At 58.1% G+C, this 24149-nt stretch carries 26 protein-coding genes; 23 read left to right on the top strand and 3 right to left on the bottom strand.

Annotated elements, in window-relative coordinates; translation table 11 throughout:
- Positions 1-67 precede the first annotated feature (67 nt).
- Positions 68-2266, top strand: coding sequence for a Zn(II)/Cd(II)/Pb(II) translocating P-type ATPase ZntA (gene zntA / locus OGX84_RS07175; RefSeq protein ID WP_047460553.1), 2199 nt, complete (start codon positions 68-70; stop codon positions 2264-2266).
- 90 nt (positions 2267-2356) lie between these two features.
- On the opposite strand, the gene OGX84_RS07170 is transcribed toward zntA, so the two are convergent.
- Both OGX84_RS07170 and tusA read right to left on the bottom strand, forming a co-directional pair.
- Positions 2357-3340, bottom strand: a complete 984-nt coding sequence (locus tag OGX84_RS07170) for a TRAP transporter substrate-binding protein (protein WP_012135584.1) — start codon at positions 3338-3340, stop codon at positions 2357-2359.
- Between the two features lie 176 nt (positions 3341-3516).
- Positions 3517-3762 (bottom strand): sulfurtransferase TusA, encoded by a 246-nt coding sequence (gene tusA, locus OGX84_RS07165; protein WP_012135585.1) that lies wholly within the window; start codon positions 3760-3762, stop codon positions 3517-3519.
- 170 nt (positions 3763-3932) lie between these two features.
- On the opposite strand from tusA, the gene OGX84_RS07160 reads away from it, so the two are divergent.
- Together OGX84_RS07160 and OGX84_RS07155 are read left to right on the top strand one after the other, a co-directional pair.
- Positions 3933-4598, top strand: coding sequence for a 7-cyano-7-deazaguanine/7-aminomethyl-7-deazaguanine transporter (locus OGX84_RS07160; RefSeq protein WP_012135586.1), 666 nt, complete (start codon positions 3933-3935; stop codon positions 4596-4598).
- Between the two features lie 72 nt (positions 4599-4670).
- Positions 4671-5228 carry a DcrB family lipoprotein gene (locus OGX84_RS07155; RefSeq protein WP_024131033.1) on the top strand — a complete coding sequence of 186 codons (558 nt, stop codon included), beginning with the start codon at positions 4671-4673 and terminating at the stop codon, positions 5226-5228.
- Between the two features lie 3 nt (positions 5229-5231).
- Here OGX84_RS07155 and OGX84_RS07150 read toward each other — a convergent pair whose 3' ends face one another.
- Entirely contained in the window at positions 5232-6449 is a 1218-nt protein-coding gene (locus OGX84_RS07150; protein WP_012135588.1) for an MFS transporter, read from the bottom strand.
- A 131-nt stretch (positions 6450-6580) separates the two neighbouring features.
- Here OGX84_RS07150 and OGX84_RS07145 point away from each other — a divergent pair, with 131 nt between their 5' ends.
- The 20 genes from OGX84_RS07145 (at position 6581) to acpT (ending at position 23789) form a co-directional block, all read left to right on the top strand.
- Positions 6581-7630, top strand: a complete 1050-nt coding sequence (locus OGX84_RS07145; RefSeq protein WP_286457625.1) for an AI-2E family transporter — start codon at positions 6581-6583, stop codon at positions 7628-7630.
- Positions 7631-7954: 324 nt separating this feature from the next.
- Positions 7955-8332, top strand: a complete 378-nt coding sequence (locus OGX84_RS07140; protein WP_123907531.1) for a hypothetical protein — start codon at positions 7955-7957, stop codon at positions 8330-8332.
- 151 nt (positions 8333-8483) lie between these two features.
- Positions 8484-9545: a class I SAM-dependent methyltransferase gene (locus OGX84_RS07135; RefSeq protein WP_286457623.1), complete on the top strand. Its 1062-nt coding sequence runs from the start codon at positions 8484-8486 to the stop codon at positions 9543-9545.
- A gap of 57 nt (positions 9546-9602) precedes the next feature.
- Positions 9603-10325: a beta-ketoacyl synthase chain length factor gene (locus OGX84_RS07130; protein WP_110493698.1), complete on the top strand. Its 723-nt coding sequence runs from the start codon at positions 9603-9605 to the stop codon at positions 10323-10325.
- 41 nt (positions 10326-10366) lie between these two features.
- Positions 10367-11137: a lysophospholipid acyltransferase family protein gene (locus tag OGX84_RS07125; RefSeq protein WP_228096617.1), complete on the top strand. Its 771-nt coding sequence runs from the start codon at positions 10367-10369 to the stop codon at positions 11135-11137.
- On the top strand, positions 11118-11375 hold the full coding sequence (locus OGX84_RS07120) for a phosphopantetheine-binding protein (protein ID WP_024131035.1): 258 nt from the start codon (positions 11118-11120) through the stop codon (positions 11373-11375). The genes OGX84_RS07125 and OGX84_RS07120 overlap by 20 nt, the downstream gene beginning before the upstream one ends.
- Before the next feature lie 12 nt (positions 11376-11387).
- Positions 11388-11639 carry an acyl carrier protein gene (locus OGX84_RS07115; RefSeq protein ID WP_012135597.1) on the top strand — a complete coding sequence of 84 codons (252 nt, stop codon included), beginning with the start codon at positions 11388-11390 and terminating at the stop codon, positions 11637-11639.
- A 6-nt stretch (positions 11640-11645) separates the two neighbouring features.
- The gene (locus tag OGX84_RS07110; protein WP_024131036.1) at positions 11646-12227 is read left to right on the top strand and encodes a COG4648 family protein; all 582 of its coding nucleotides are present in this window, start codon (positions 11646-11648) and stop codon (positions 12225-12227) included.
- Positions 12224-13585 (top strand): class I adenylate-forming enzyme family protein, encoded by a 1362-nt coding sequence (locus OGX84_RS07105; protein WP_110493695.1) that lies wholly within the window; start codon positions 12224-12226, stop codon positions 13583-13585. Before OGX84_RS07110 ends, OGX84_RS07105 begins: the two co-directional genes overlap by 4 nt.
- Positions 13572-13925, top strand: a complete 354-nt coding sequence (locus tag OGX84_RS07100) for an ApeI family dehydratase (RefSeq protein WP_049011356.1) — start codon at positions 13572-13574, stop codon at positions 13923-13925. Before OGX84_RS07105 ends, OGX84_RS07100 begins: the two co-directional genes overlap by 14 nt.
- Complete coding sequence (locus OGX84_RS07095) at positions 13916-15607, top strand: glycosyltransferase family 2 protein (protein ID WP_275165913.1); 1692 nt, start codon at positions 13916-13918, stop codon at positions 15605-15607. Before OGX84_RS07100 ends, OGX84_RS07095 begins: the two co-directional genes overlap by 10 nt.
- Before the next feature lie 3 nt (positions 15608-15610).
- The gene (locus OGX84_RS07090; RefSeq protein ID WP_012135602.1) at positions 15611-16033 is read left to right on the top strand and encodes an acyl-CoA thioesterase; all 423 of its coding nucleotides are present in this window, start codon (positions 15611-15613) and stop codon (positions 16031-16033) included.
- The gene (locus tag OGX84_RS07085; protein WP_047460500.1) at positions 16030-16635 is read left to right on the top strand and encodes a LolA family protein; all 606 of its coding nucleotides are present in this window, start codon (positions 16030-16032) and stop codon (positions 16633-16635) included. Before OGX84_RS07090 ends, OGX84_RS07085 begins: the two co-directional genes overlap by 4 nt.
- Positions 16604-18928 carry an MMPL family transporter gene (locus OGX84_RS07080; protein WP_286457621.1) on the top strand — a complete coding sequence of 775 codons (2325 nt, stop codon included), beginning with the start codon at positions 16604-16606 and terminating at the stop codon, positions 18926-18928. The genes OGX84_RS07085 and OGX84_RS07080 overlap by 32 nt, the downstream gene beginning before the upstream one ends.
- A gap of 122 nt (positions 18929-19050) precedes the next feature.
- On the top strand, positions 19051-19602 hold the full coding sequence (locus OGX84_RS07075) for a DUF3261 domain-containing protein (protein ID WP_286457667.1): 552 nt from the start codon (positions 19051-19053) through the stop codon (positions 19600-19602).
- A gap of 1 nt (position 19603) precedes the next feature.
- Positions 19604-20773: a beta-ketoacyl-[acyl-carrier-protein] synthase family protein gene (locus tag OGX84_RS07070; protein WP_012135606.1), complete on the top strand. Its 1170-nt coding sequence runs from the start codon at positions 19604-19606 to the stop codon at positions 20771-20773.
- Positions 20770-21246: a hotdog family protein gene (locus tag OGX84_RS07065; RefSeq protein ID WP_286457619.1), complete on the top strand. Its 477-nt coding sequence runs from the start codon at positions 20770-20772 to the stop codon at positions 21244-21246. The genes OGX84_RS07070 and OGX84_RS07065 overlap by 4 nt, the downstream gene beginning before the upstream one ends.
- Positions 21243-21974 (top strand): 3-ketoacyl-ACP reductase FabG2, encoded by a 732-nt coding sequence (locus OGX84_RS07060; RefSeq protein ID WP_012135608.1) that lies wholly within the window; start codon positions 21243-21245, stop codon positions 21972-21974. The genes OGX84_RS07065 and OGX84_RS07060 overlap by 4 nt, the downstream gene beginning before the upstream one ends.
- On the top strand, positions 21971-23200 hold the full coding sequence (locus OGX84_RS07055) for a beta-ketoacyl-ACP synthase (RefSeq protein ID WP_058668238.1): 1230 nt from the start codon (positions 21971-21973) through the stop codon (positions 23198-23200). The genes OGX84_RS07060 and OGX84_RS07055 overlap by 4 nt, the downstream gene beginning before the upstream one ends.
- Position 23201: 1 nt before the next feature.
- The gene (gene acpT / locus OGX84_RS07050; RefSeq protein ID WP_012135610.1) at positions 23202-23789 is read left to right on the top strand and encodes a 4'-phosphopantetheinyl transferase AcpT; all 588 of its coding nucleotides are present in this window, start codon (positions 23202-23204) and stop codon (positions 23787-23789) included.
- Positions 23790-24149: the final 360 nt, after the last annotated feature.

Below are 24149 nucleotides of genomic sequence, written 5' to 3'. Positions count from 1 at the left end.
ACTCTGGAGTCGACTCCAGAGTGTATCCTCCGGTTAATGAGAAAATTATCATCAACCGGAGGATGCCATGTTGACACCCGATACTGATGGCAAAAAAGTCCCACAATTTTCATCCTTCAAACTGGCGCCAGCCCCCCGGAAGGTAGATGACTGCTGCTGTGAGGGTGCCTGCGCAACGGAAGCTCTCGTCCCCGACACCATCGAAGGGACGCGTTACACCTGGAAAGTCGCCGGTATGGACTGCGCCGCCTGCGCCCGTAAAGTCGAAAACGCCGTGCGCCAGGTCGGGGGCGTCAATCAGGTACAGGTGCTGTTCGCCACCGAGAAACTGGTGGTGGATGCGAATGCCGATATCCGCCAACACGTTGAACGCGCCGTACAAAAGGCGGGCTATACCCTGCGTGATGAACAGGCCACAGCAGAGGCGCGCGAATCCCGGCTGCAAGAAAACCTGCCGCTGATCACGCTCATCATTATGATGGCGATTAGCTGGGGGCTGGAGCAATTCAACCATCCGTTCGGCCAACTGGCGTTTATCGCCACCACGCTGGTCGGCCTGTATCCCATTGCCCGTCAGGCGCTGCGCCTGATGAAAACCGGCAGCTGGTTCGCCATCGAAACGCTGATGAGCGTGGCAGCAATTGGCGCACTGTTTATTGGCGCGACGGCGGAAGCGGCGATGGTGCTGCTGTTATTTCTGATCGGCGAACGCCTCGAAGGGTGGGCCGCCAGCCGCGCCCGCAAAGGGGTCAGCGCGCTGATGGCCCTCAAACCGGAAACCGCCACGCGCCTGCGCGATGGCGTGCGCGAAGAGGTGGCGATCAACACCCTGCAACCCGGCGACATTATCGAAGTGGCGGCAGGCGGGCGCTTACCCGCCGACGGCAGGCTGGTCTCCGGTTTCGCCAGTTTTGATGAGAGCGCGCTCACCGGCGAGTCGATTCCGGTCGAGCGCTCAACGGGCGAGAAAGTCCCCGCCGGCGCCACCAGCGTGGATCGGCTCGTCACACTGGAGGTGCTGTCAGAACCGGGCGCCAGCGCGATTGACCGTATCCTGAAGCTGATTGAAGAAGCCGAAGAACGCCGCGCGCCCATTGAGCGTTTTATTGACCGCTTCAGCCGGATTTACACCCCGGTGATTATGGCCGTCGCGCTGCTGGTCACGCTGGTGCCGCCGCTGCTGTTTGCCGCGTCCTGGCAAGAGTGGATTTATAAGGGGCTCACGCTGTTGCTGATTGGCTGCCCGTGTGCGCTGGTCATTTCCACTCCGGCGGCCATCACCTCCGGGCTGGCGGCGGCGGCACGTCGCGGGGCGCTGATTAAAGGCGGCGCAGCGCTGGAGCAGCTAGGCAGAGTCACTCAGGTGGCGTTCGATAAAACCGGCACCCTGACCGTAGGGAAACCGCGCGTCACCGCTATCCATCCGGCAAGCGGGATCGGCGAAGCGGAGCTGCTGGCGCTGGCGGCGGCGGTGGAACAAGGCGCGACGCACCCACTGGCGCAGGCCATTGTGCGTGAAGCGCAGACGCGTGAGCTGACCATTCCGCCAGCGCTGGAGCAGCGCGCGCTGGTCGGTTCGGGTATCGAAGCTCAGGTTAATGGCGAGCGCATCCTGATTTGCGCCGCAGGCAAACGCCCGGCGGAAGCCTTTGCCGGGCAAATCAGCGAACTGGAAAGCGCCGGACAGACGGTCGTGCTGGTGCTGCGCAACGACGACGTACTCGGCGTGCTCGCCCTACAGGATACGCTGCGCGATGACGCCCGCACCGCGATCGGCGAGCTTAATCAGTTAGGGGTGAAAGGCGTGATCCTGACCGGCGATAACCCACGCGCGGCAGCGGCCATTGCCGGAGAGCTGGGCCTGACGTTTAAAGCGGGCCTGCTGCCGGAAGATAAAGTCCGGGCGGTGACGGCGCTCAATCAGCACGCCCCGCTGGCGATGGTGGGTGACGGCATTAACGACGCCCCCGCAATGAAGGCCGCCGCGATAGGTATTGCGATGGGAAGCGGAACGGATGTCGCGCTGGAAACGGCAGACGCCGCCCTGACGCATAACCGCCTGCGCGGGCTGGTACAGATGATCCAGCTGGCGCGCGCCACCCACGCCAATATTCGTCAAAACATCGCAATTGCCCTGGGGCTGAAAGGGATCTTCCTCATCACCACGCTGCTCGGCATAACCGGTCTGTGGCTGGCCGTGCTGGCGGATACCGGGGCGACGGTGCTGGTGACCGCCAATGCGCTGCGGCTGTTGCGTAAAGGGTAGATTGTCGTCTGATGGCGCCAGGCTTATCAGGCCTACGGGGATCATGGTACGAACCCACGCAGGCCTGCTCATCCGGCGAAGCGAAGGCGCTTACTGCACGTCGGCAATCGCCTTCATCAACGCCTGGTGTTTTTCGCCATACTGCGCGCGTACCGGCTCGGTGGCCTTCACGAAATACGCTTTATCAATTTCGTGGAACTGCACGCCGCCAGCCTTCATCTTCGCTAATGCCTCCTGGTTGTAGGCATCCCACAATTTACGCTGCTCAAACTGCGCTTCGCGCGCCAGCGTCAGGATCTTCTGCTGCTCATCCGCAGTCAGCTTGTCCCACTTCACTTTGGAATAGAGCAGCATTTCCGGGGTGATAAAGTGCCCGCTGAGGGTGTAATTCTTCGCAACCGGCATGTAGTTATGCGCGACAAAAGTCGGCGGGTTGTTTTCCGCACCGTCAATCACGCCGGTCTGCATACCGCTAAACACCTCGCTCACCCCCATCGCCACCGAGTTCGCCCCCATGTCTTTCAGCGTATCCAGCGCCACCGGGCTTCCCTGCACGCGAATCTTCATACCGTGGAGATCTTCCGGCTTTTCCACCGGGTTTTTAGTAATCAGGTTGCGCGTCCCGGAGTCCATCCAGCCAAGAAACACCAGACGTGATTTCGGGTTGTTCGTCAGCTTATCGCCAATGCTTTTCCCGATATCGCCATCAATAATTTTGTGCATGTGGTCTTCGTCGCGGAACACATAGGGCAGCGTAAAGACTTCGATATCCGGCAGAATAGCCGCCACCGGCGCCATCGATACGCGAATCATATCAATCGCGCCGATTTGCGCCTGTTCAATCATCTGTTTCTCATCGCCCAGCACGCCGCCCGGGAACACTTTAATTTCCAGTTTGCCGTCGGTCTGTTGTTTGAGTTTTTCGCCCATTTTCTGCACGGCGACGACATTCGGGTAGCCCTGCGGATGGACATCCGCCGCTTTAATGACCTGCGCGAAAACGGAATGGGAAAACAGTATTGACGCGGTAGCCAGGCACAGGGAAGCCGCGAGCGGCTTGAGAGTCACTTTCATCGGGTCAGCTCCAGAGGTTGAGAGGGTAGCGTTAAAACATTGTTTTAGTTTTTACGCTTAAACCGTAGCCGATGCCCTGAAAGATGAAGGTGAAGTGCTTCACAAAAAAGCAGGAAAAATTGAAACGATGGTTTAAAAATGTCGCAGCGGTCACGCCGGTTTTATCCGGCTGAGACTCAATGCTTTTTACGCAGCAAATAGCGATACGGCAGCGAATCCGTCTCTTTCGCCATCAGCTCATGTTCCATAAACGTACAAAAGCCAGGAATATCGCGGGTTGTCGCCGGATCGTCGGCAATAATCAGCAGCGTTTCGCCCGTTTGCATGTTACGCACGGTTTTACGCACCATCATTACCGGTTCCGGGCAGCGTAGCCCCTGGGCATCAAGCGTATGGTCGGGGGAGGAAAACAGATCGGTCATCTTCGTCTCATTCACTAAAAAAACGGCTGTAGTTTACGCCCTGTTTGCCCGTAAGCAAATCAAGTTAACGATTGCGTGAAAAACAACCATTGCAATACGTTTTCAAAGCAGTATGATGCGGCGGTTTTATTGGGTTCCCTCACCCCAAATATCGATCAAAAAGGTACAATATGAACTCCTTTACTCAAATACAGCGCGTAAAAGCGTTGTTCTGGCTATCGCTATTCCACTTACTGGTGATCACCTCCAGTAACTATCTGGTACAGCTTCCGATCTCTGTTTTCGGGTTCCACACGACGTGGGGCGCCTTTAGCTTTCCCTTTATTTTTCTCGCGACCGACCTGACCGTGCGCATTTTTGGCGCGCCGCTGGCACGACGGATAATCTTTGCGGTGATGATCCCGGCGCTGCTCATCTCCTATGTCATCTCATCGCTGTTTTATATGGGCTCCTGGCAGGGATTTGGCGCGCTGCTGCACTTCAACCTGTTTGTCGCGCGTATCGCCACCGCCAGCTTTATGGCGTATGCGCTGGGCCAGATTCTGGATGTACACGTCTTTAACCGCCTGCGCCAGAATCGCCGCTGGTGGATGGCTCCTACGGCCTCCACGCTGTTTGGCAACGTCAGCGATACCCTCGCCTTCTTCTTCATCGCCTTCTGGCGCAGCCCCGATGCCTTTATGGCCGAGCACTGGATGGAAATCGCCCTTGTCGATTACTGCTTCAAGGTGCTCATCAGCATTATTTTCTTCCTGCCGATGTATGGCGTATTGCTGAATATGTTGCTGAAAAGGCTGGCAGATAAATCTGAAATCTCGGCATTGCAGACGAGTTAAAGGTTCATTTTCCGAGTTGTGATAAGATGGATGAATGAGCCGTTATGGCCGTTTATCGAAAGGAAGAAGTCAATGCGCAATCTGGTTAAATATGTCGGTATTGGCCTGCTGGTTATGGGGCTTGCGGCCTGTGATAACAACGATACCAATGCTCCGGCAGAGGGAACCTCTACGGAAAGCAACGCAACCGGACAACCTGTCAGCCTGCTGGACGGTAAGCTGACGTTCTCACTGCCAGCGGATATGACCGACCAGAGCGGCAAGCTGGGCACTCAGGCCAATAATATGCACGTCTACTCTGACGCGACAGGCCAGAAAGCGGTGATCGTGATTGTTGGCGATAACACCAATGAAGACCTCGCCGTACTGGCGAAACGTCTGGAAGATCAACAGCGCAGCCGCGACCCGCAGTTGCAGGTCGTGACCAATAAAGCCATCGAGCTGAAAGGCCACACGCTGCAACAGCTGGACAGCATTATCTCTGCGAAAGGCCAGACCGCGTACTCTTCCGTACTGCTGGGCAAAGTGGATAACCAACTGCTGACCCTGCAAATCACGCTGCCAGCAGACGATCAGCAGAAGGCGCAAACCGCCGCTGAAAACATCATTAACACACTGGTTATCCAGTAACGGTTAAGACGATGACACGGCCTCCTGCGATACCGCCGGAGGCCGTTTTTTTAACCGCCAGGTCAGCAACAGCGCAATCGCCACCAGACCCGCCGCCGCCAGATAGATAACCGGCACGCCCGCCCAGGTCATCAGCAGCCCCGCCAGCGGCCCGGTCACGCCCAACGATAAATCCATAAACACCGTATAGGTCGCCAGCGCCGCCCCTTGATTCTGCTGCGGCACCGCCTTTACCGCCACCACGCCCAGCGCCGGGAAGACCAGCGAGAACCCCGCCCCCGCCAGTAGCACGCCAATTTTCGCCATCCACGGCATCAGCGCAACGCCCACCAGCAGCAACCCGATAATCTCCACGCTAAAGCAGATCATCGCCACGTTTAAGCCGCCTAACCGATTGATGCCATTGGGGAACAATAAACGGGCGCCCACAAACGCACAGCTAAACAGCGTGAGCGCGAAGGCGGCGCCATCCCACCCTTTCGCGTCATAAAACAGCGTGATGAAGGTGGCGATAACGCCGAATCCCGCGGATGCCAGCGCCAGCGCCATTCCATACAGCCAGACGCGCCCAAGCACGGCGCGAAACGGCAGCGGTTTGCCCTTACTGGCTTTCACCGCCGGGCGCGGGAGCGCAAACAGCACGGCCAGCAGCGCCACGCCCATGATCGTCAACGCCAGCCCCTGTAACCCGCCCCAGGCGTAAAACAGCACGCCAAGCGGGGCGCCCATCGCCATCGCGCCATACGTGACAATACCGTTCCACGAAATCACCCGGCCAATATGCAGCGACCCCACCACGCCTACGCCCCAGAGCGTTGATCCGGTTCCGGCGAAGCTTTGTCCAATACCCAGAATGACACGCCCCAGGCATAACAGCAGCAGGCTTGCAATCGGCCAGCCGCTGGCGAATCCCGCCAGGAGATAGCTCAGGCCGCTCAGAAAGCAGCCGCACAAACCAAAGACGACAACCTTTTTTGGCCCCAGCAGGTCAGCGTAGCGCCCCGCATGAGGGCGGCTCACGAGCGTCGCAAAATATTGTAAGCTTATGACCAGCCCCGCCCAGAAGGCGCTAAACCCCATCACATCATGGACATAGCCCGGCAGGACTGCGAGCGGCAAACCGATCGTCAGATAACTGGCGAAGTTAAAAATCACAACAGAAACGATACGCAGATTGAGGCGCAATCCGCTAAGCGCCGGTTCAGCGACGGGTTCGGGCATGGGAGGTCACCACGTTTTTACAACAGTGTTTCATTTTTATCATGCTGAGTCGCGAAAATCAGTAGCAAGATTAAGAATATTGGTCTCAGGCCAGGCGCTACACTTAGAAAAAATGCAAAAAGGAAGATGACATGACAACCCCTCAACCCGACAAAACGGGGATGCATATTCTGCTCAAACTGGCGTCGTTGGTCGTCATACTGGCAGGGCTCCATGCCGCAGCAGATATTATTGTGCAGCTCTTACTGGCGCTCTTTTTCGCCATTGTCCTCAACCCGCTGGTAACCTGGTTTATTCGTCGCGGCGTTAACCGCCCGGTGGCGATTACCCTCGTGGTGGTCGTGATGCTTATCGTACTGACGGCGCTGATCGGCGTACTGGCTGCGTCAATCAATGAATTCGTCGCCATGCTGCCGAAATACAACAAGGAGCTGACGCGTAAGGTTCTGCATTTGCAGGAGATGCTGCCCTTCCTCAACCTGCACATGTCGCCGGAACGCCTGCTGCAACGCATCGACTCCGATAAACTGATGACCTTCACCACCACACTGATGACCGGCCTTTCCGGGGCGATGGCAAGCGTAGTCCTGCTGGTGATGACGGTGGTGTTTATGCTGTTCGAAGTCCGCCACGTTCCCTACAAACTGCGTTTCGCGCTGAACAACCCGCAAATTCACATTGCGGGTTTACACCGGGCGCTCAAAGGCGTGTCGCACTATCTGGCGCTGAAAACGCTGCTGAGCCTGTGGACCGGCGTGATTGTCTGGCTGGGGCTGGCGCTGATGGACATCCAGTTTGCGCTGATGTGGGGCGTGCTGGCGTTTTTACTCAACTATGTCCCTAATATTGGTTCGGTCATTTCGGCGGTGCCGCCGATGATTCAGGCGCTGCTGTTCAACGGTTTCTACGAATGCGTTCTGGTCGGCGCGCTCTTTCTGGTGGTGCATATGATCATCGGCAATATCCTGGAACCGCGCATGATGGGCCACCGCCTGGGAATGTCCACGCTGGCGGTGTTCCTCTCTTTACTGGTGTGGGGATGGTTATTAGGCCCGGTAGGGATGCTGCTTTCCGTTCCGCTTACCAGCGTCTGTAAGATCTGGATGGAGACCACCAAAGGCGGCAGCAAACTGGCGATTTTACTGGGGCCGGGTCGCCCGAAAAGTCGGTTGCCCGGATAATTAATTTACCTACCAACCAGGGTAGTTTTTATCTACGCACCTGCCCGGTAAACTGTCATGCGTTTTAAATATATGTGGCAGTTTACCTTAAATGAAATATGTCCTGCCGCCCGTTATTTAATAAATAAGAAACAGCATTCGCCGGAATAAAGCGACTTAACTCAAACAGATATAACAATATCGCATTCAGCCGGTTTTCGCGTGAAATGAAAAATGCATAAAATAAAAACCGACGCCATTATGGCTGGCGTTCGTTATTAATAAATTAATAAGCACATTATTAGTCAACTAGTTAATTGATAGGGAGTTTTCATGAAACAATTCATTAAATGGTTTGCCGCTATTGCGGTTGTGGGTGCTCTGGCGGGTTGCGCGCGTACTGCGCCTATCGATCAGGTTCACTCCAGCGTGAGCGCGGGCCATACTCAGGAGCAGGTCAAAAACGCCATTCTGAAGGCTGGCGTTCAACGCCAATGGATCATGTCTGAAGTCGGGCCTGGCGTTATCAAAGGACGTCAGCAGACGCGCAACCACGTCGCTGAAGTGCGCATTACCTACTCTGCAACCAGCTACGACATCAAATACGACAGCAGCCTCAATTTGCAGGCTTCCGGCGGCAAAATTCACAAAAACTACAACCGCTGGGTACATAACCTGGACAAAGACATCCAGGTTAACTTGTCCGCAGGCGCGGGTCTGTAATTCAGGCGGTACGCACTTTCATTCAGGCGGCATTGAGCTGAACGTTCACGCGTCAAAAGCGGCGGCCTGAAAGATGACGCGGATTATTAAAGTCGGGTCGAAGACGGCCCGATAACTCGCTTTTACCCCCTCTTAACAGGTTGTCCCCATTATGTACGAACAGGACTCGCTCAGCGCACTGGATGCCATCACGGAAGCACAACGTATCGCCTTCGCCCCCATGCTTTTCCAGGCCGCATTGTGTCTGCGTAACGCGGGTGTGCTGACATATCTGGATCGGCAGGGTAAACGCGGCGCAACGCTCGACGATATCACTGAAAACAGCAGCATCAATGAATATGCCGCCAGCGTACTGCTGGATATGGGATTAAGCGGACGTATTATTACTCACAAAGAGAGGCATTATTATCTCGCGAAGGTGGGGCATTTTCTTCTGCATGACGCCATGACCCGCATAAATATGGATTTCACCCAGGATGTTTGCTATCAGGGGCTGTTTTATCTGGAAAATGCGCTAAAGGAAGGCAAACCGTCAGGACTGAAAATATTCGGCGACTGGCCAACGATTTATCCCGCGCTGTCGCAATTACCGCAGGCGGCGCGTGACAGCTGGTTCGCCTTCGATCATTACTATTCCGACGGCGCATTTGACGCCGCGCTGCCTTATGTATTCGCCAGTCGCCCGGCAACCCTGTACGATGTGGGCGGAAATACCGGGAAATGGGCATTACGCTGCTGCCAGTACGATGAAAATATCGCGGTCACTTTATTAGATTTGCCACAACAAATTGCACTTGCCCGTAAAAATATCGAAAATGCAGGATTATCTCATCGCATAGATTTCCATGCAGTGGATATGCTGGGTGATACGCCTTTACCTGGAGAGGCCGATATCTGGTGGATGAGCCAATTTCTGGACTGCTTTTCACCGGAACAGATTATCACCATGCTCAGTAACGTTGCCCGCGTGATGAAACCCGGCGCAAGGCTGTGCATTATGGAGCTGTTCTGGGATGCGCAGAAATTTGAAGCGGCCTCTTTTAGCCTGAATGCGTCTTCGCTTTATTTTACCTGTATGGCAAATGGCAACAGCCGTTTCTACAGCGTAGAGAAGTTTTATCACTATCTGGACATGGCAGGGTTCCAGGTGGATGAACGCCATGACAACTTGGGCGTTGGGCATACTTTATTGATATGCCAAAAGAAAAAATAACAAAGTGACGTTAAAAAAACGTCACTGGTATCACCGGATTACCGCGGACGCGCGTTGATGAAATTTGCACTAAACATAACAGACTGGCAGGCCAGAGCCCCAGGACTTAGCGAAGCGACCCACTGGCAGCAGTGGTCGCGGGAGCCGTACGCCATCGATCCCGCCGCGCCGCAGGCAAAACTGCACGAACTCCCGATGATGACCGCCCGGCGGCTCAGTTCCGGCAGCAAACTGGCGGTAGAGTGCGGGCTGGCCATGCTGCGTCGCCACGATATCGACGCGGTGCTCTATACCAGCCGCCACGGTGAACTGGAGCGTAACTACCGCATCCTGCACGCGCTGGCGATGGAACAGGCTCTCTCTCCCACCGATTTCGCCCTGTCAGTACACAATTCCGCGGTCGGTAATCTGACCATTGCCGCAAAACAGCCAGTTGTCTCATCCTCGCTTTCCGCCGGGAGAGACACCTTCCAGCAAGGATTGTGCGAAGTGATGTGCCTGCTTCAGGCGGGTTATCAGCGGGTACTGATGGTCGATTTCGACGGCTTTCTGCCCGAGTTTTACCATCCGCGATTACCACCGCAGATGCCGACCTGGCCTTACGCCGTCGCCTTTATCATTGAAGCGGGGAATTCGCTGTCCTGCGCCACGCGTCCCGGCGCGCCTCAGGATGAAACACCGCTTCCGCAAAGCCTGCTGTTTTTACAGCGTTACTTACAAAACGCCGACGCCTTTACGCTACCGGGCGAGCGGGTAGAGTGGCAGTGGAGCCGCGCGTGAATACGCTTCTGGCGCGCCTGGATTGGGCATGGCGACTGGTGATGACCGGTTTTTGTTTTGCCCTGTTCGGCATCGGCGGGCTGTTGCTTTCTGTCGTGTGGTTCAACTTATTGTTACTATTGGTATGGAACCCCGTCAGACGCCGCCGCCTGGCCCGTCGCAGCATTGCGGCCAGTTTTCGCGCCTTTTTAACGGTAGCGAAAACGCTTGGCGTTCTGGACTACCGCATCGAGGGGAGCGACGTGCTGCGACAGGAGAAAGGGTGTCTGGTGGTGGCGAACCATCCCACGCTTATCGATTACGTGCTGCTGGCTTCCGTCATGCCCGAAACCGACTGCCTGGTGAAGAGCGCACTGCTGAAAAACCCGTTCGTCAGCGGCGTTATTCGCGCGGCGGATTACCTGATCAACAGCCAGGCCGACGCGCTGTTACCGGCCTGCCAGCAGCGTCTGGATCAGGGCGACACAATATTGATTTTCCCCGAAGGGACGCGAACGCGACCCGGTGAAAAAATGACGCTGCAACGCGGCGCGGCCAATATCGCCGTACGCTGCGGCAGCGATTTACGCGTAGTGACTATCCACTGTAGCGAGCATCTGCTGGATAAGCAGAGCAAATGGTATGACGTGCCTCCCGCGAAACCTCTGTTTACCGTAGAGGTGCGCGAGCGGATCGCGATCGACCCGTTTAACGATGCAAATTTACAAGAACCGGCGCTGGCGGCAAGGCAGTTGAACCGGCATCTTTTGCTTCAATTACAACCAGGTGCTACACCTCTTTCAGGAATTAATGATGCAAGCGCTCTACCTTGAAATTAAAAATCTCATAATAAATACGCTGAATCTGGACGAGCTGTCCGCTGACGATATCGATACCGAGGCAGCGCTCTTTGGTGATGGTTTAGGACTGGATTCGATCGATGCCCTTGAGCTGGGGCTGGCGGTGAAAAACCAGTATGGCGTGGTGCTCTCCGCAGAGAGCGAAGAGATGCGTCAGCACTTCTTTTCCGTCGCCACGCTGGCATCTTTCATTCACGCTCAACGAGCCTGAGGCGAGTCCGTTATGACAGAACAACATGCCATTTATGAAGAAGTCTCCGCGCTGCTGGTCAAACTGTTTGAAATCGACCCTCAGGACATCAAACCTGAGGCGCGCCTGTATGAAGATCTGGAGCTGGACAGCATCGACGCCGTCGACATGATCGTGCATCTGCAAAAGAAAACCGGTAAGAAAATCAAGCCGGAAGAGTTCAAAGCGGTGCGTACCGTGCAGGATGTCGTCGACGCCGTAGAACGCCTGCTGAAAGAAGCGTAATACGCCATGTCAGGCGCTCACGCGCGTATGGGTATTCAGTTGCTGACCGGCCTGATGCTGCTGGCCTGGCCATTTTTGATCTGGTTTGGGCTGACGCATAACAGCCTCCACTGGCTGCTGCCGCTGATGGCGTTGCTGCTCTTTTTACGCTTTCGTCAGACCCGGCGACAGGCGGGGCCGCTGCGCGTCGTCACTCAGGTGGCGGCGGTGGCGGGCATAGCGCTTTGCGTCGCCAGCTATCTGCTTAAAACACATCAACTGCTGCTGTTTTACCCGGTCGTTGTTAACGGCGTCATGCTTGCCGTTTTTGGCGGCTCGCTGTGGACATCCATGCCGATTGTCGAACGTCTGGCGCGACTGCGTGAACCTGCGCTGCCGGAAGCAGCAGTGCGCTACACCCGTCGCGTAACACAAATCTGGTGCGCCTTTTTCATCGGCAACGGCGGTATTGCGCTCTTTACCGCGCTACACGGCGACATGGCGCTATGGACTGCCTGGAACGGCATGATTGCCTATCTGCTGATGGGCGCGTTGATGGCGGGCGAGTGGCTGGTGCGCCGCCAGGTGATTAAACGAGAAACACAATGAAGCAGACCCTTCCGCTCTCCCGCTGGCTCACCGCGCCACGCCCGGATGAAACGCCTGTTGCCTGGCTGGGTGAGGACACCTGGACGCTGGGCCACCTGCGCCATGACGTCGCGCAGTTGGTGAAACACCTGCAACAGCAGGAGGGCGAGCGCTGGGCGCTGTGTTTTGAGAACAGCTATCTGTTTATTGTTGCGCTGCTGGCAACGCTGCATAGCGGAAAAACGCCCGTTATTCCGGGGCATAACCGCGTCTCTCTGCTGGATGAGCAGCGCGCGCTGTTCAACGGCGTGCTCAGCGATAAGACGTCTGGCTGGCACGGCCCGCTGCTGGTAGTCAATACATCACGACAGTTCAGCGCAGAAGCCTTCACATTCGACGATATTGCCGCCGATGCCTTCGTTGAATTGTTTACCTCTGGCTCCACCGGTCAGCCCAAGCGCATCATCAAACCCATCGCGCGGCTGGATTGCGAGGCCGAACTGCTGGCGATGCGTTTTGCCGACCGCCTGGCAGGCTGTCGCGTCGTGGCGTCAGTCGTTCCTCAGCATCTGTACGGTCTGACTTTCCGTATTTTCCTGCCGATGGCGCTCGGCCTGCCGCTTCATGCCGCAATGCTCTACTACGCAGAGCAGCTTGCCGCGCTAAGCCACGACCACCGCTATGCGTTTATCAGCAGTCCGGCGTTCCTGAAACGCCTCGACCACCGGCTCACGCCGCCGCCGGTCAACATGATCCTTTCCGCAGGCGGTATGCTGCCCTGGGGCGATGTCACGCAAACCGCCGCCTGGCTCAATATCTGGCCGGATGAAATCTATGGCAGCACCGAAACCGGCATTCTCGCCTGGCGCTACCGCCAGCAGGAGGAGATCGCCTGGCTCCCCTTCCCCGGCGTACATTTCCAGCCGGAGGGCGAAGCATTTCGCGCCTTTTCGCCGCTGATCGTGCAGCAGGACGGCCTGTTGCTCGACGATATCCTCCAGTTTGATGAGAACGGCCAGTTCCGCCTGATGGGACGCCGGGGGCGCGTCGTCAAAATTGAAGAGAAACGGATCTCGCTCAGCGAAGTTGAACAGCGGCTGCTGGAGCTGAAGGGCATCCGCGAGGCGGTCGCGCTGCCTGTTTCACGCGGCGGTCGTCAGGGCATTGGCGTTCTGCTGGTGCTGGATGACGAAACCCGCCAACAATGGCAGCGCTGCGGCGGCAAAGCCCAGGAACTGACCTGGCGTCGTTCGCTGCTGCCGTGGCTGGAGCCGGTTGCCGTACCTCGCTACTGGCGCGTGATCGACGAGATCCCGGTCAACAGTATGAACAAGCGTGTCTATGCGCAATTACAGGAGTTATTTCATGATACCCCATGAAATTGAGCGCCATCAGGCACAACCCCAACAGCTTGAGATCGTCCTGCATCTCGACCCTTCCTTGTTCTGGTTCAGCGGCCACTTTACCGTGCAGCCGCTGCTGCCCGGCGTCGCGCAACTGGACTGGGTGATGCATTATGCCACCACGCTGCTCACGCCCGGCTGGCGTTTTCACAGCATCCAGAACGTCAAATTCCAGGCGCCGCTGCTGCCTGAAACCACGGTGACGCTGACCCTGAGCTGGCAGGAAACCCGCCAGCTCCTGACGTTTAGCTATCAGCGCCACGATGGCGACGCGCGGCATACCGCCAGCAGCGGGAAGATCCGGTTATGCCGTTGACCTTCACTCCCTGCGTGCTCATCCCCTGCTACAACCACGGCGCGATGATGGCGCGGGTGCTGGCGCGGCTACAGCCGTTTAATCTGTCCTGCATTGTGGTGGATGACGGCAGTGACGAAACAACACGTCGGCAATTAGCGCAGCTGGCGGCTCAGGAACCGAACCTGACGCTGATCCGCCTGCCGGAAAACGCGGGCAAAGGCGCCGCGGTGATTCGTGGGCTACAGGCGGCCTCAGACGCGGGATTTACCCACGCGGTGCAGGTGGACGCCGACGGCCAGCATGCCATTGAAGATATTCCGAAGCTGCTCAAACTGGCGCAGGAAAACCCAGCCGCGCTGATCTCCGGGCAGCCGATCTATGACGATTCCATTCCCCGTTCGCGCCTGTACGGTCGCTGGATAACCCACGTCTGGGTATGGATTGAAACGCTTTCGTTCCAGTTGAAAGACAGCATGTGCGGGTTTCGCGTGTATCCGGTCGCCCCTGTGCTACAACTGGCGCAACGCGTCACGCTCGGCAAACGGATGGACTTCGACACCGAAGTCATGGTGCGCCTCTACTGGCAGGGCAACACCAGCTATTTTGTCCCGACCCGCGTTACCTATCCGCTGGATGGACTGTCCCATTTTGACGCGCTAAAAGACAACTGCCGAATTTCACTGATGCACACCCGCTTGTTCTTCGGCATGCTGCCGCGCATCCCGTCTTTGCTGTTTCGCCGCTCGTCGCCGCACTGGGCGCGCCAGCAGGAAGTTAAAGGGCTGTGGGGAATGCGTCTGATGCTGCTGGTCTGGCGTCTGCTTGGGCGTAAGGCGTTCTCGCTGCTGCTTTATCCGGTGGTCGGCGTCTACTGGCTGACGGCAGCGCACGCCCGCAAAGCATCGCAACACTGGCTGGCCCGCGTGCGAACGCAACTGACGTCACGCCAGCGCCCCGTTCCGTCCCGGCTGACCAGCTTCCACCACTTTCTGCGTTTTGGCGAGGCGATGCTGGATAAAATCGCCAGCTGGCGCGGGGAGCTACAGTTTGGCCGCGATGTGGTCTTTGCGCCGGGCGCAGAAGCGACGCTCAACATCACGGCGCCAACGGGCAAACTGCTGCTGGCCTCGCATCTGGGCGATGTCGAAGCCTGCCGCGCGCTGGCGCAATTGCAGGGCAGCAAAACCATCAACGCTCTGGTGTTCAGCGACAATGCCCAACGTTTTAAACAGATTATGGACGAGATGGCGCCGCAGGCCGGGCTGAACCTGATGCCCGTCACCGACATCGGCCCGGACACCGCCATCCTGCTGAAAGAGAAGCTGGAACGCGGCGAGTGGATCGCCATTGTTGGCGACCGTATTGCGGTTAACCCACAGCGTGGCGGCGAGTGGCGCGTCTGCTGGAGTCGTTTTATGGGTCAGCCCGCGCCGTTTCCGCAGGGGCCATTTATTCTGGCCTCCATCCTGCGCTGCCCGGTTCAGCTTATTTTCGCTCTGCGCCAGAACGGGAAACGGCATATCCACTGTGAACCGTTCGCCGACCCGCTGCTGTTGCCGCGCGCCGAACGCCAGCAGGCATTACAGCAGACCATCGACCGCTACGCCGAACGCCTTGAGCACTACGCGCTACAGTCGCCGCTCGACTGGTTTAATTTTTTCGATTTCTGGCAGTTGCCGGATGCCAAAAACAAGGAGTAAAGGGTGCTTAACGATCCCCGTTTTACTGCTGAAGTAGAGCTGACCATTCCGTTCCACGACGTCGATATGATGGGCGTCGCGTGGCACGGCAACTATTTCCGCTACTTCGAGATTGCCCGTGAGGCGCTGCTCAACCAGTTCGACTACGGCTACCGCCAGATGAAAGCGTCCGGCTACCTGTGGCCTGTGGTCGATACCCGCGTGAAGTACCGCAACGCGCTGACATTCGAACAACGCATTCGGGTGCGCGCCCGTCTTGAAGAGTACGAAAACCGCCTGCGCATCGGCTACGAAATTTTTGATGCGCAGACGGGAAAACGCGCCACGACGGGTTACACCATCCAGGTGGCGGTAGAAGAGAAAAGCCGCGAGATGTGCTTCGTCAGCCCGGATATTTTGTTTGAACGTATGGGAGTAACGCCATGAGATTCCTGCCGCTGCTGGCGCTGATCATCAGCCCGTTCGTGAGCGCTCTGACGCTCGACGATCTGCAACAGCGCTTTACCGAACAGCCGGTTGTCCGCGCCCACTTCGATCAAACCCGGACGATTAAGGATCTGCCGCAGCCGCTGCGATCCCAGGGCAGGATGCTGATCGCTCGCGACCAGGGGCTGCTGTGGGATCAAACCGCCCCGTTCCCGATGCAACTGCTGCTGGACGACAAACGGATGGTACAGGTGATCAACGGCCAGCCGCCGCAGGTCATCACCGCCGAAAACAACCCGCAGATGTTCCAGTTTAATCACCTGCTGCGCGCGCTGTTCCAGGCTGACCGCAGCGTGCTGGAGCAGAACTTCCGCGTCGATTTCGCCGATAAAGGCGAGGGGCGCTGGGCGCTGCGGCTAACGCCGATCACCACGCCGCTGGACAAGATTTTCGCCACGATTGACCTGGCCGGACAAACGTATCTGGAGTCAATCCAACTGAATGATAAACAAGGCGATCGCACGGATATCGCACTCACTCAACACCAACTGACGCCCGCTCAACTGACCGATGACGAACGCCAACGTTTTACCGCGCAATAACCGTAAAAGCCTCGCGCTGCTATGGGGTGTCGCCTGCCTGATTATGTTGGGCGCATTGCTGACGCTGCTGCCCCAGTCACGGCTGAACAGCAGCGTGCTGGCAATGCTGCCAAAACAGGCTTTAGGGAACATTCCGCCTGGCCTGAACGACGGTTTCATGCAGCGCCTCGACCAACAGCTGGTCTGGCTGGTAAGCCCGGGTAAACAGGCCGATCCGCAGGTGGCGCGCGACTGGCTCGCGCTGTTGCAAAAATCCCACGCGCTGGCGGACGTCAAAGGCCCGATGGACGCCGACAGCCAGCAGGCATGGGGCGCCTTTTTCTGGCAGCATCGCAACGGCCTGATCGATGAGGCCACCCGCGCTCGTCTGCAAAACGGCGGCGACGCGCAGGCGCAGTGGATTCTGTCTCAGCTGTATTCCGCCTTCTCCGGGGTGAGCGGTAAAGAGCTGCAAAACGATCCGCTGATGCTGATGCGCGGTTCGCAGCTGGCGATGGCGAAAAACGGCCAGCGTCTGCGGCTGATGGACGGCTGGCTGGTCACTCAGGATGAGCAGGGGCACTACTGGTATCTGCTGCACGGCGAGCTGGCCGGTTCGTCGTTTGATATGCAGCAAACGCACCAACTCGTCACCACGCTCAGCGCGCTGGAAGGTGAACTAAAAACGCGTTATCCACAGGCGCAGCTGCTGTCGCGCGGTACGGTTTTTTACAGTGATTACGCCAGCCAGCAGGCGAAACAGGATATCTCCACCCTTGGCGTGGCGACGGTTCTGGGCGTGATTCTGCTGATCGTGGCGGTCTTTCGCTCGCTGCGCCCGCTGCTGCTGTGCCTGATATCAATTGGCGTCGGCGCGCTGGCCGGAACCGTCGTCACCCTGCTGATTTTCGGCGAGCTGCACCTGATGACGCTGGTGATGAGCATGAGCATCATCGGCATTTCGGCCGACTATACGCTTTATTACCTGACCGAGCGCATGGTGCACGGCAACGACGCGTCGCCGTGGCAGAGCCTCGCCAAAGTGCGTAACGCCCTGCTGCTGGCGCTGCTGACCACCGTCGCGGCGTATCTGATCATGATGCTCGCCCCTTTCCCCGGCATTCGCCAGATGGCGGTATTTGCCGCCGTGGGATTAAGCGCCTCCTGCCTGACGGTCATTTTCTGGCATCCGTGGCTGTGTCGCGGGCTGCCTGTGCGCCCCGTTCCGGCAATGGTGCTGATGTTGCGCTGGCTGGCGGCGTGGCGGCGCAATAAAAAACTGTCCATCGGCCTGCCTGTGGCGCTGGCGATCTTCTCGCTGGCGGGCATCGCAACGCTGCATGTGGATGACGATATTTCACAGCTACAGGCGCTGCCGCAGCAAATACTGGCGCAGGAAAAAGCGATCACCGCCCTGACCGGGCAGAGCGTCGATCAGAAATGGTTTGTGGTTTACGGTCAGTCCGCACAGCAAACGCTGGAGCGGCTGGAAGCCTTTACCCCAGCGCTGGAACAGGCAAAGCGTGACGGGCTGCTCAGCGGCTATCGCACGCTTCCGATCAACTCGCTCGCCCGTCAGCAGCAGGATCTGAAGCTACTGAAAAACGCCGCTCCGGCGGTGAGCCGCGCGCTACAGAATGCCGGGCTTTCCACGGTTAACCCGGATCTGAACGCCATGCCGGTAACGGTGGACGCCTGGCTTGCCAGCCCGGCCAGCGAAGGCTGGCGGCTGCTGTGGCTGACGCGGGAGAGTGGCGAAAGCGGCGTGCTGGTGCCGGTAGACGGCGTGAAGCGGAGCGCCGCGCTGAACGCCCTCGCCACGCAATATTCCGGCGTGGCGTGGGTTGACCGAAAAAGCACCTTCGACACACTGTTCGCCCTCTATCGCAATGTGCTGACGGGACTGCTGTTTGTGGCGCTGGCGGTCATTGCCTGCGGCGCGATGATCAGGCTTGGCTGGCGCAAAGGACTGGTAAGCCTGGTGCCGTCAGTGCTGTCGCTGGGCTGCGGTCTGGCGGCGCTGACATTGAGCGGCCATGCGGTCAATCTGTTCTCGCTATTGGCGCTGGTGCTGGTGCTGGGGATTGGCATCAACTATACGCTGTTTTTCAGCAACCCACGCGGAACGCCGCTGACCTCGCTGCTGGCGATTACGCTGGCGATGATGACCACGCTGCTGACCCTCGGCATGCTGGTCTTTAGCGCCACCCAGGCCATCAGCAGTTTCGGTATCGTACTGGTCAGCGGGATTTTCACCGCATTTCTGTTATCGCCTCTGGCAATGCCCGGTAAAAAAGAGAAAAAAAGAAGATGATCAAACAAACAGCGCACTGGTTGAGACACCTTTTGCCGGATGGCGGCTTTGCCTTATCCGGCCTACGCCAGCGCACAAACCGCAGGCCGGATAAGCGTAGTGCCATCCGGCAGTTTTTGCTGATGACCGCAGCGCTCATTCTGACCGGATGCAGCCACTCGCAGAAAGCGCCGGAAGGCCGACCGCAGGCGTGGCTGGAACCCGGCGCGCGCGTCACGCTGCCTGCGCCGGGCATCTCTCCGGTGGTCAGTTCGCAACAACTGCTCACCGGCAGCTTTAACGGCAAAACCCAGTCGCTGCTGGTGATGCTCAATGCCGACGAGCAAAAAATCACCCTTGCCGGACTGTCGTCGGTTGGCATCCGCCTGTTCCTTGTCACCTATGATGAGAAAGGGCTGCACACCGAGCAGTCCATCGTGGTGCCGCAGTTGCCGCCCGCCAGCCAGGTTCTGGCCGACGTAATGCTCAGCCACTGGCCGATTAGCGCCTGGCAGCCGCAGTTGCCGACGGGCTGGACGCTCACCGACAACGGCGACAAACGCGAGCTGCGCAATGCCAGCGGTAAGCTGGTGACGGAAATTGTCTATCTGAACCGCAAAGGCAAACGCGAGCCGATCAGCATTGAGCAGCATGTGTTCAAATACCACATCACCATTCAATATCTGGGTGACTGATATGATCTATATTTCTGCGATCGGTATGATCAACGCACTGGGCAACGATACGGATGAGATCGCCACGAACCTGACACGCGGCGTGGCGCCTGGTATGCGCCCTCGCCCCGGCTGGCTACAGGGGCATCCACAGGCGGTGCTCGCCGGTGTTGACGGCGAACTGCCCGCCATCCCCGATGACTTTGCAGCTCACCGTTCGCGCAACAATCAGCTGCTGCTGGCCGCGCTCGCGCAGATCCAGCCCCGGGTGGATGAAGCCATCGCGCAGTATGGCCGCGATCGCGTCGCCGTGGTGCTCGGCACCAGCACCTCCGGCCTCGACGAGGGTGATGCCCATGTCAACCTGACGCTAAACGGCCAGGAAAGCCTCTCCTGGCAGTACCCGCAGCAGGAGCTGGGCGATCCGTCGCGCTTTCTCAGCCACTGGCTGGCGCTTGATGGCCCGGCGTTTACCCTTTCCACCGCCTGTTCCTCCAGCGCCAGAGCGATCATCAGCGGACGCCGACTGATCGAAGCTGGTCTGGCGGACGTGGCGATTGTCGGCGGCGCGGACACCTTAAGCCGGATGCCGATTAACGGCTTCCACAGCCTGGAGTCGCTCTCTCCAACGCGATGCCTGCCGTTCGGCCGGGATCGCAGCGGCATTACCATCGGCGAAGGGGCCGCGCTGATGCTATTGACCCGCGAACCGCAGCCTGTCGCGCTGCTGGGCGTCGGCGAGTCCAGCGACGCGTACCATATTTCCGCGCCGCATCCGCAAGGTGAAGGCGCGATTCGCGCGATTACCCAGGCGCTCAATGACGCAGGCATCACGCCGACGCAGGTGGGTTATATCAACCTGCACGGCACCGCCACGCCGCTCAACGACCAGATCGAATCGAAAGTCGTGAGTGAACTGTTTGGCGAGAATGTGCCCTGTAGCTCCACCAAACATCTGACCGGGCACACACTGGGCGCAGCAGGAATCACCGAAGCCGCCCTCAGCATGTTGATTCTGCAACGCGACTTGCCGCTGCCGCCGCAGGATTTCAGCGATTCGCCGCGTGACCCGGCGTTGCCGCGCTGCGGCATCATCGAACAACCGCGCGCGCTTGAACGCCCGGTGATCTTATCTAACTCGTTCGCCTTTGGCGGCAACAACGCCAGCATTCTGCTCGGGAGGGTTTCATGAGTCGCTATTTATCACCCGGCGAGTATCTGCCGCATGACGCCCCCATGTTGCTGCTCGAAGACGTCGAGTACGTCACGGACGAGTCCGCCGCCTGCCGCGTCACCGTGGCGCCAGGCAGCGTGCTGGCCCCGTTTCTTGACCCGCAGGGCAATCTGCCCGGCTGGTTCGCGCTGGAACTGATGGCGCAAACCGTCGGCGTCTGGTCAGGCTGGCATCGTCATCAACAGGGTCAGAGCGCCATCTCTTTGGGCATGGTGCTCGGCGCGCGTGAACTCGTCTGCGCCGCAGGCGCCCTCCCCGCCGGGGAAACGCTGACCATCAGGGCCACATTACTCATGCAGGATGAGCGTTTCGGCAGCTTTGAATGCACAATCGACGTGGGGGATAACACGCTGGCGACAGGCCGCGTAAATACGTTCCAGCCCACGCAGGAAGAACTCACCACGCTATTTCAACAGGGAGCTGCAACATGAGTCGTTCCGTTCTGGTTACCGGGGCCAGCAAAGGCATCGGTCGCGCCATCGCCCGTCAACTGGCGGCTGACGGCTTTGTTGTCGGGGTTCACTATCACCGTGACGCGCAGGGCGCGCAAGAAACGCTGGACGCCATTCTCGCCGTCGGCGGCGCAGGCCGTCTGCTCAGTTTTGACGTCGCCAGTCGCGAGCAGTGCCGCGAGGTGCTGGAGCAGGATATCGACGCGCATGGCCCGTGGTATGGCGTAGTCAGCAACGCCGGGATCACCCGCGACGCTGCCTTTCCGGCGCTGAGCGACGACGACTGGGATGCCGTGATCCACACCAATCTCGACAGCTTTTACAATGTGATTCAGCCGTGCATCATGCCGATGATTAGCGCACGTCAGGGTGGACGGATCATTACCCTGTCATCCGTTTCCGGCGTGATGGGCAACCGTGGTCAGGTTAACTACAGCGCCGCAAAAGCGGGCATTATCGGTGCGACAAAAGCGCTGGCGATTGAGCTGGCAAAACGTAAAATCACCGTCAACTGCATCGCGCCGGGGCTGATTGACACCGGCATGATCGCAATGGAAGAGGCCGCGCTGAAAGAGGCGATGTCCATCATCCCAATGAAACGTATGGGCCAGGCAGATGAAGTGGCAGGGCTGGCCAGTTATTTAATGTCGGATATTGCGGGTTACGTTACCCGCCAGGTCATATCCATCAATGGAGGGATGTTATGACGCGTCGCGTTGTGATTACAGGCATGGGCGGCGTCACCGCGTTTGGCGAGAACTGGCAGGACGTTTCCACCAGACTGAAAGCTTACGAAAACGCTGTGCGCCAGATGCCGGAATGGCAGGTTTATGACGGACTGCATACGCTGCTTGGCGCGCCAGTCGATGATTTCACCCTACCGGCACACTATACCCGCAAGCGTATTCGGGCGATGGGCCGCGTGTCGCTCATGTCCACCCGCGCCACCGAACTGGCGCTGGAACAGGCAGGGCTTATCGACGATGCGGTGCTGACCAACGGCGAAACCGGGATTGCCTATGGTTCTTCTACCGGCAGTACCGGCCCGGTGAGCGAATTCGCCACCATGCTGACGGAAAAACACACCAACAACATCACCGGCACCACTTACGTGCAGATGATGCCGCACACCACCGCCGTCAACACCGGGCTGTTCTTTGGCCTGCGGGGCCGCGTGATCCCGACGTCCAGCGCCTGCACCTCCGGCAGTCAGGCGATTGGTTATGCCTGGGAAGCGATTCGTCACGGCTACCAGACGGTGATGGTCGCCGGCGGCGCAGAAGAGTTATGCCCGTCTGAAGCGGCGGTTTTTGACACGCTGTTTGCCACCAGCCAGCGCAATGACGAACCGAAAACGACGCCTTCGCCGTTCGATGAAAAGCGCGATGGTCTGGTAATTGGCGAAGGCGCAGGGACGCTGATTCTCGAAGAGCTGGAACATGCCAAAGCCCGAGGGGCGACCATTTACGGCGAAATCATCGGCTTTGCCACTAACTGCGACGCCGCGCATATCACCCAGCCACAGCGTGAAACCATGCAGATTTGCATGGAACAATCGCTGAAAATAGCAGGCTTAAGCGCACGGGATATAGGGTACATTTCCGCCCACGGCACGGCGACCGATCGGGGCGATATCGCAGAAAGTCAGGCAACGGCCGCAATTTATAGCGATAATGTGCCGATCTCCTCGCTAAAAAGCTACTTTGGGCATACCCTTGGCGCCTGCGGGGCACTGGAAGCCTGGATGAGTCTGCAAATGATGCGTGAAGGTTGGTTTGCACCTACGCTAAACTTGAGTCAGCCGGATACCCAATGCGGCGCGCTGGATTACATCATGGGTGAAGCCCGCAAGATTGATTGTGAATTTTTGCAAAGCAACAACTTTGCGTTTGGCGGCATCAATACTTCTATCATTATTAAACGTTGGCCCTGATATGTACCGGATTGTTCTGGGAAAAGTTTCGACACTGAGCACAGGCGCGCTGCCGTCGCCACTGTACGCACAGGCGCCGCAGGGCGCTCGCCGCGCGCGCTGGCTGGCCGGTCGCGTACTGCTTTCCCATGCCCTTTCGCCATTGCCGGAGATTGTGTATGGCGAACAGGGAAAACCTGCTTTTTCTCCTGACACCCGGCTCTGGTTTAACCTGAGTCATAGCGGGGACGATATCGCCCTGCTGCTGAGCGACGAGGGCGAAGTCGGCTGCGACATTGAAGTGATCCGCCCGCGAGATAACTGGCGGTCGCTGGCCAACGCGGTGTTCAGCCTTGGCGAACATGCGGAAGTGGAAGCCGAACATCCCGAACAACAGCTGACGGCGTTCTGGCGCATCTGGACGCGCAAAGAGGCTATCGTAAAACAGCGCGGCGGCAGCGCCTGGCAAATCGTCAGCGTGGACAGCACGCTCAACTCGGCGTTGTCGGTCAGCCAGTGCCAGCTCGATACCCTGAGTCTGGCGGTCTGCACGCCGACACCGTTCACGCTGACCGCCGATTGCGTGCAGCGCCTGGAATCCATCGCGTAAATTTGTATGTCATGCCTGCCGTTAAATCTTTACGGAGAACATTTCATTCTGACGCGTGATTCCGTTCACTTTAGGTTCAGCATTTCTCTGGAATTTCATCACCCGTGAACGCGTTAAGGGGGCTATCGCTGCCCCCTTAACAATCCCCGCTCCCGGCAGGAAAATTGTTGCTTCGTAATACCCTCCGCTTATTCCTTCAGGCTACCGGGGCGGGCGCGAGGTAGCGTCCCTGCAAAACGCGCCCTGAACCCGCATCCATGCGGGTTCCTCCGGCCTTACGGAAACACGTCGGCAATTTTCAGCCGGACCCGCCCACACCTGACCATTTCCACGGTTTTTTTTTAACAGCAAAACCGGTGC

Source organism: Citrobacter sp. CK202 (assembly GCF_030333225.1).
GTDB lineage: Bacteria > Pseudomonadota > Gammaproteobacteria > Enterobacterales > Enterobacteriaceae > Citrobacter_B > Citrobacter_B koseri.
This window is presented reverse-complemented; position numbering and strand designations above follow the sequence as displayed.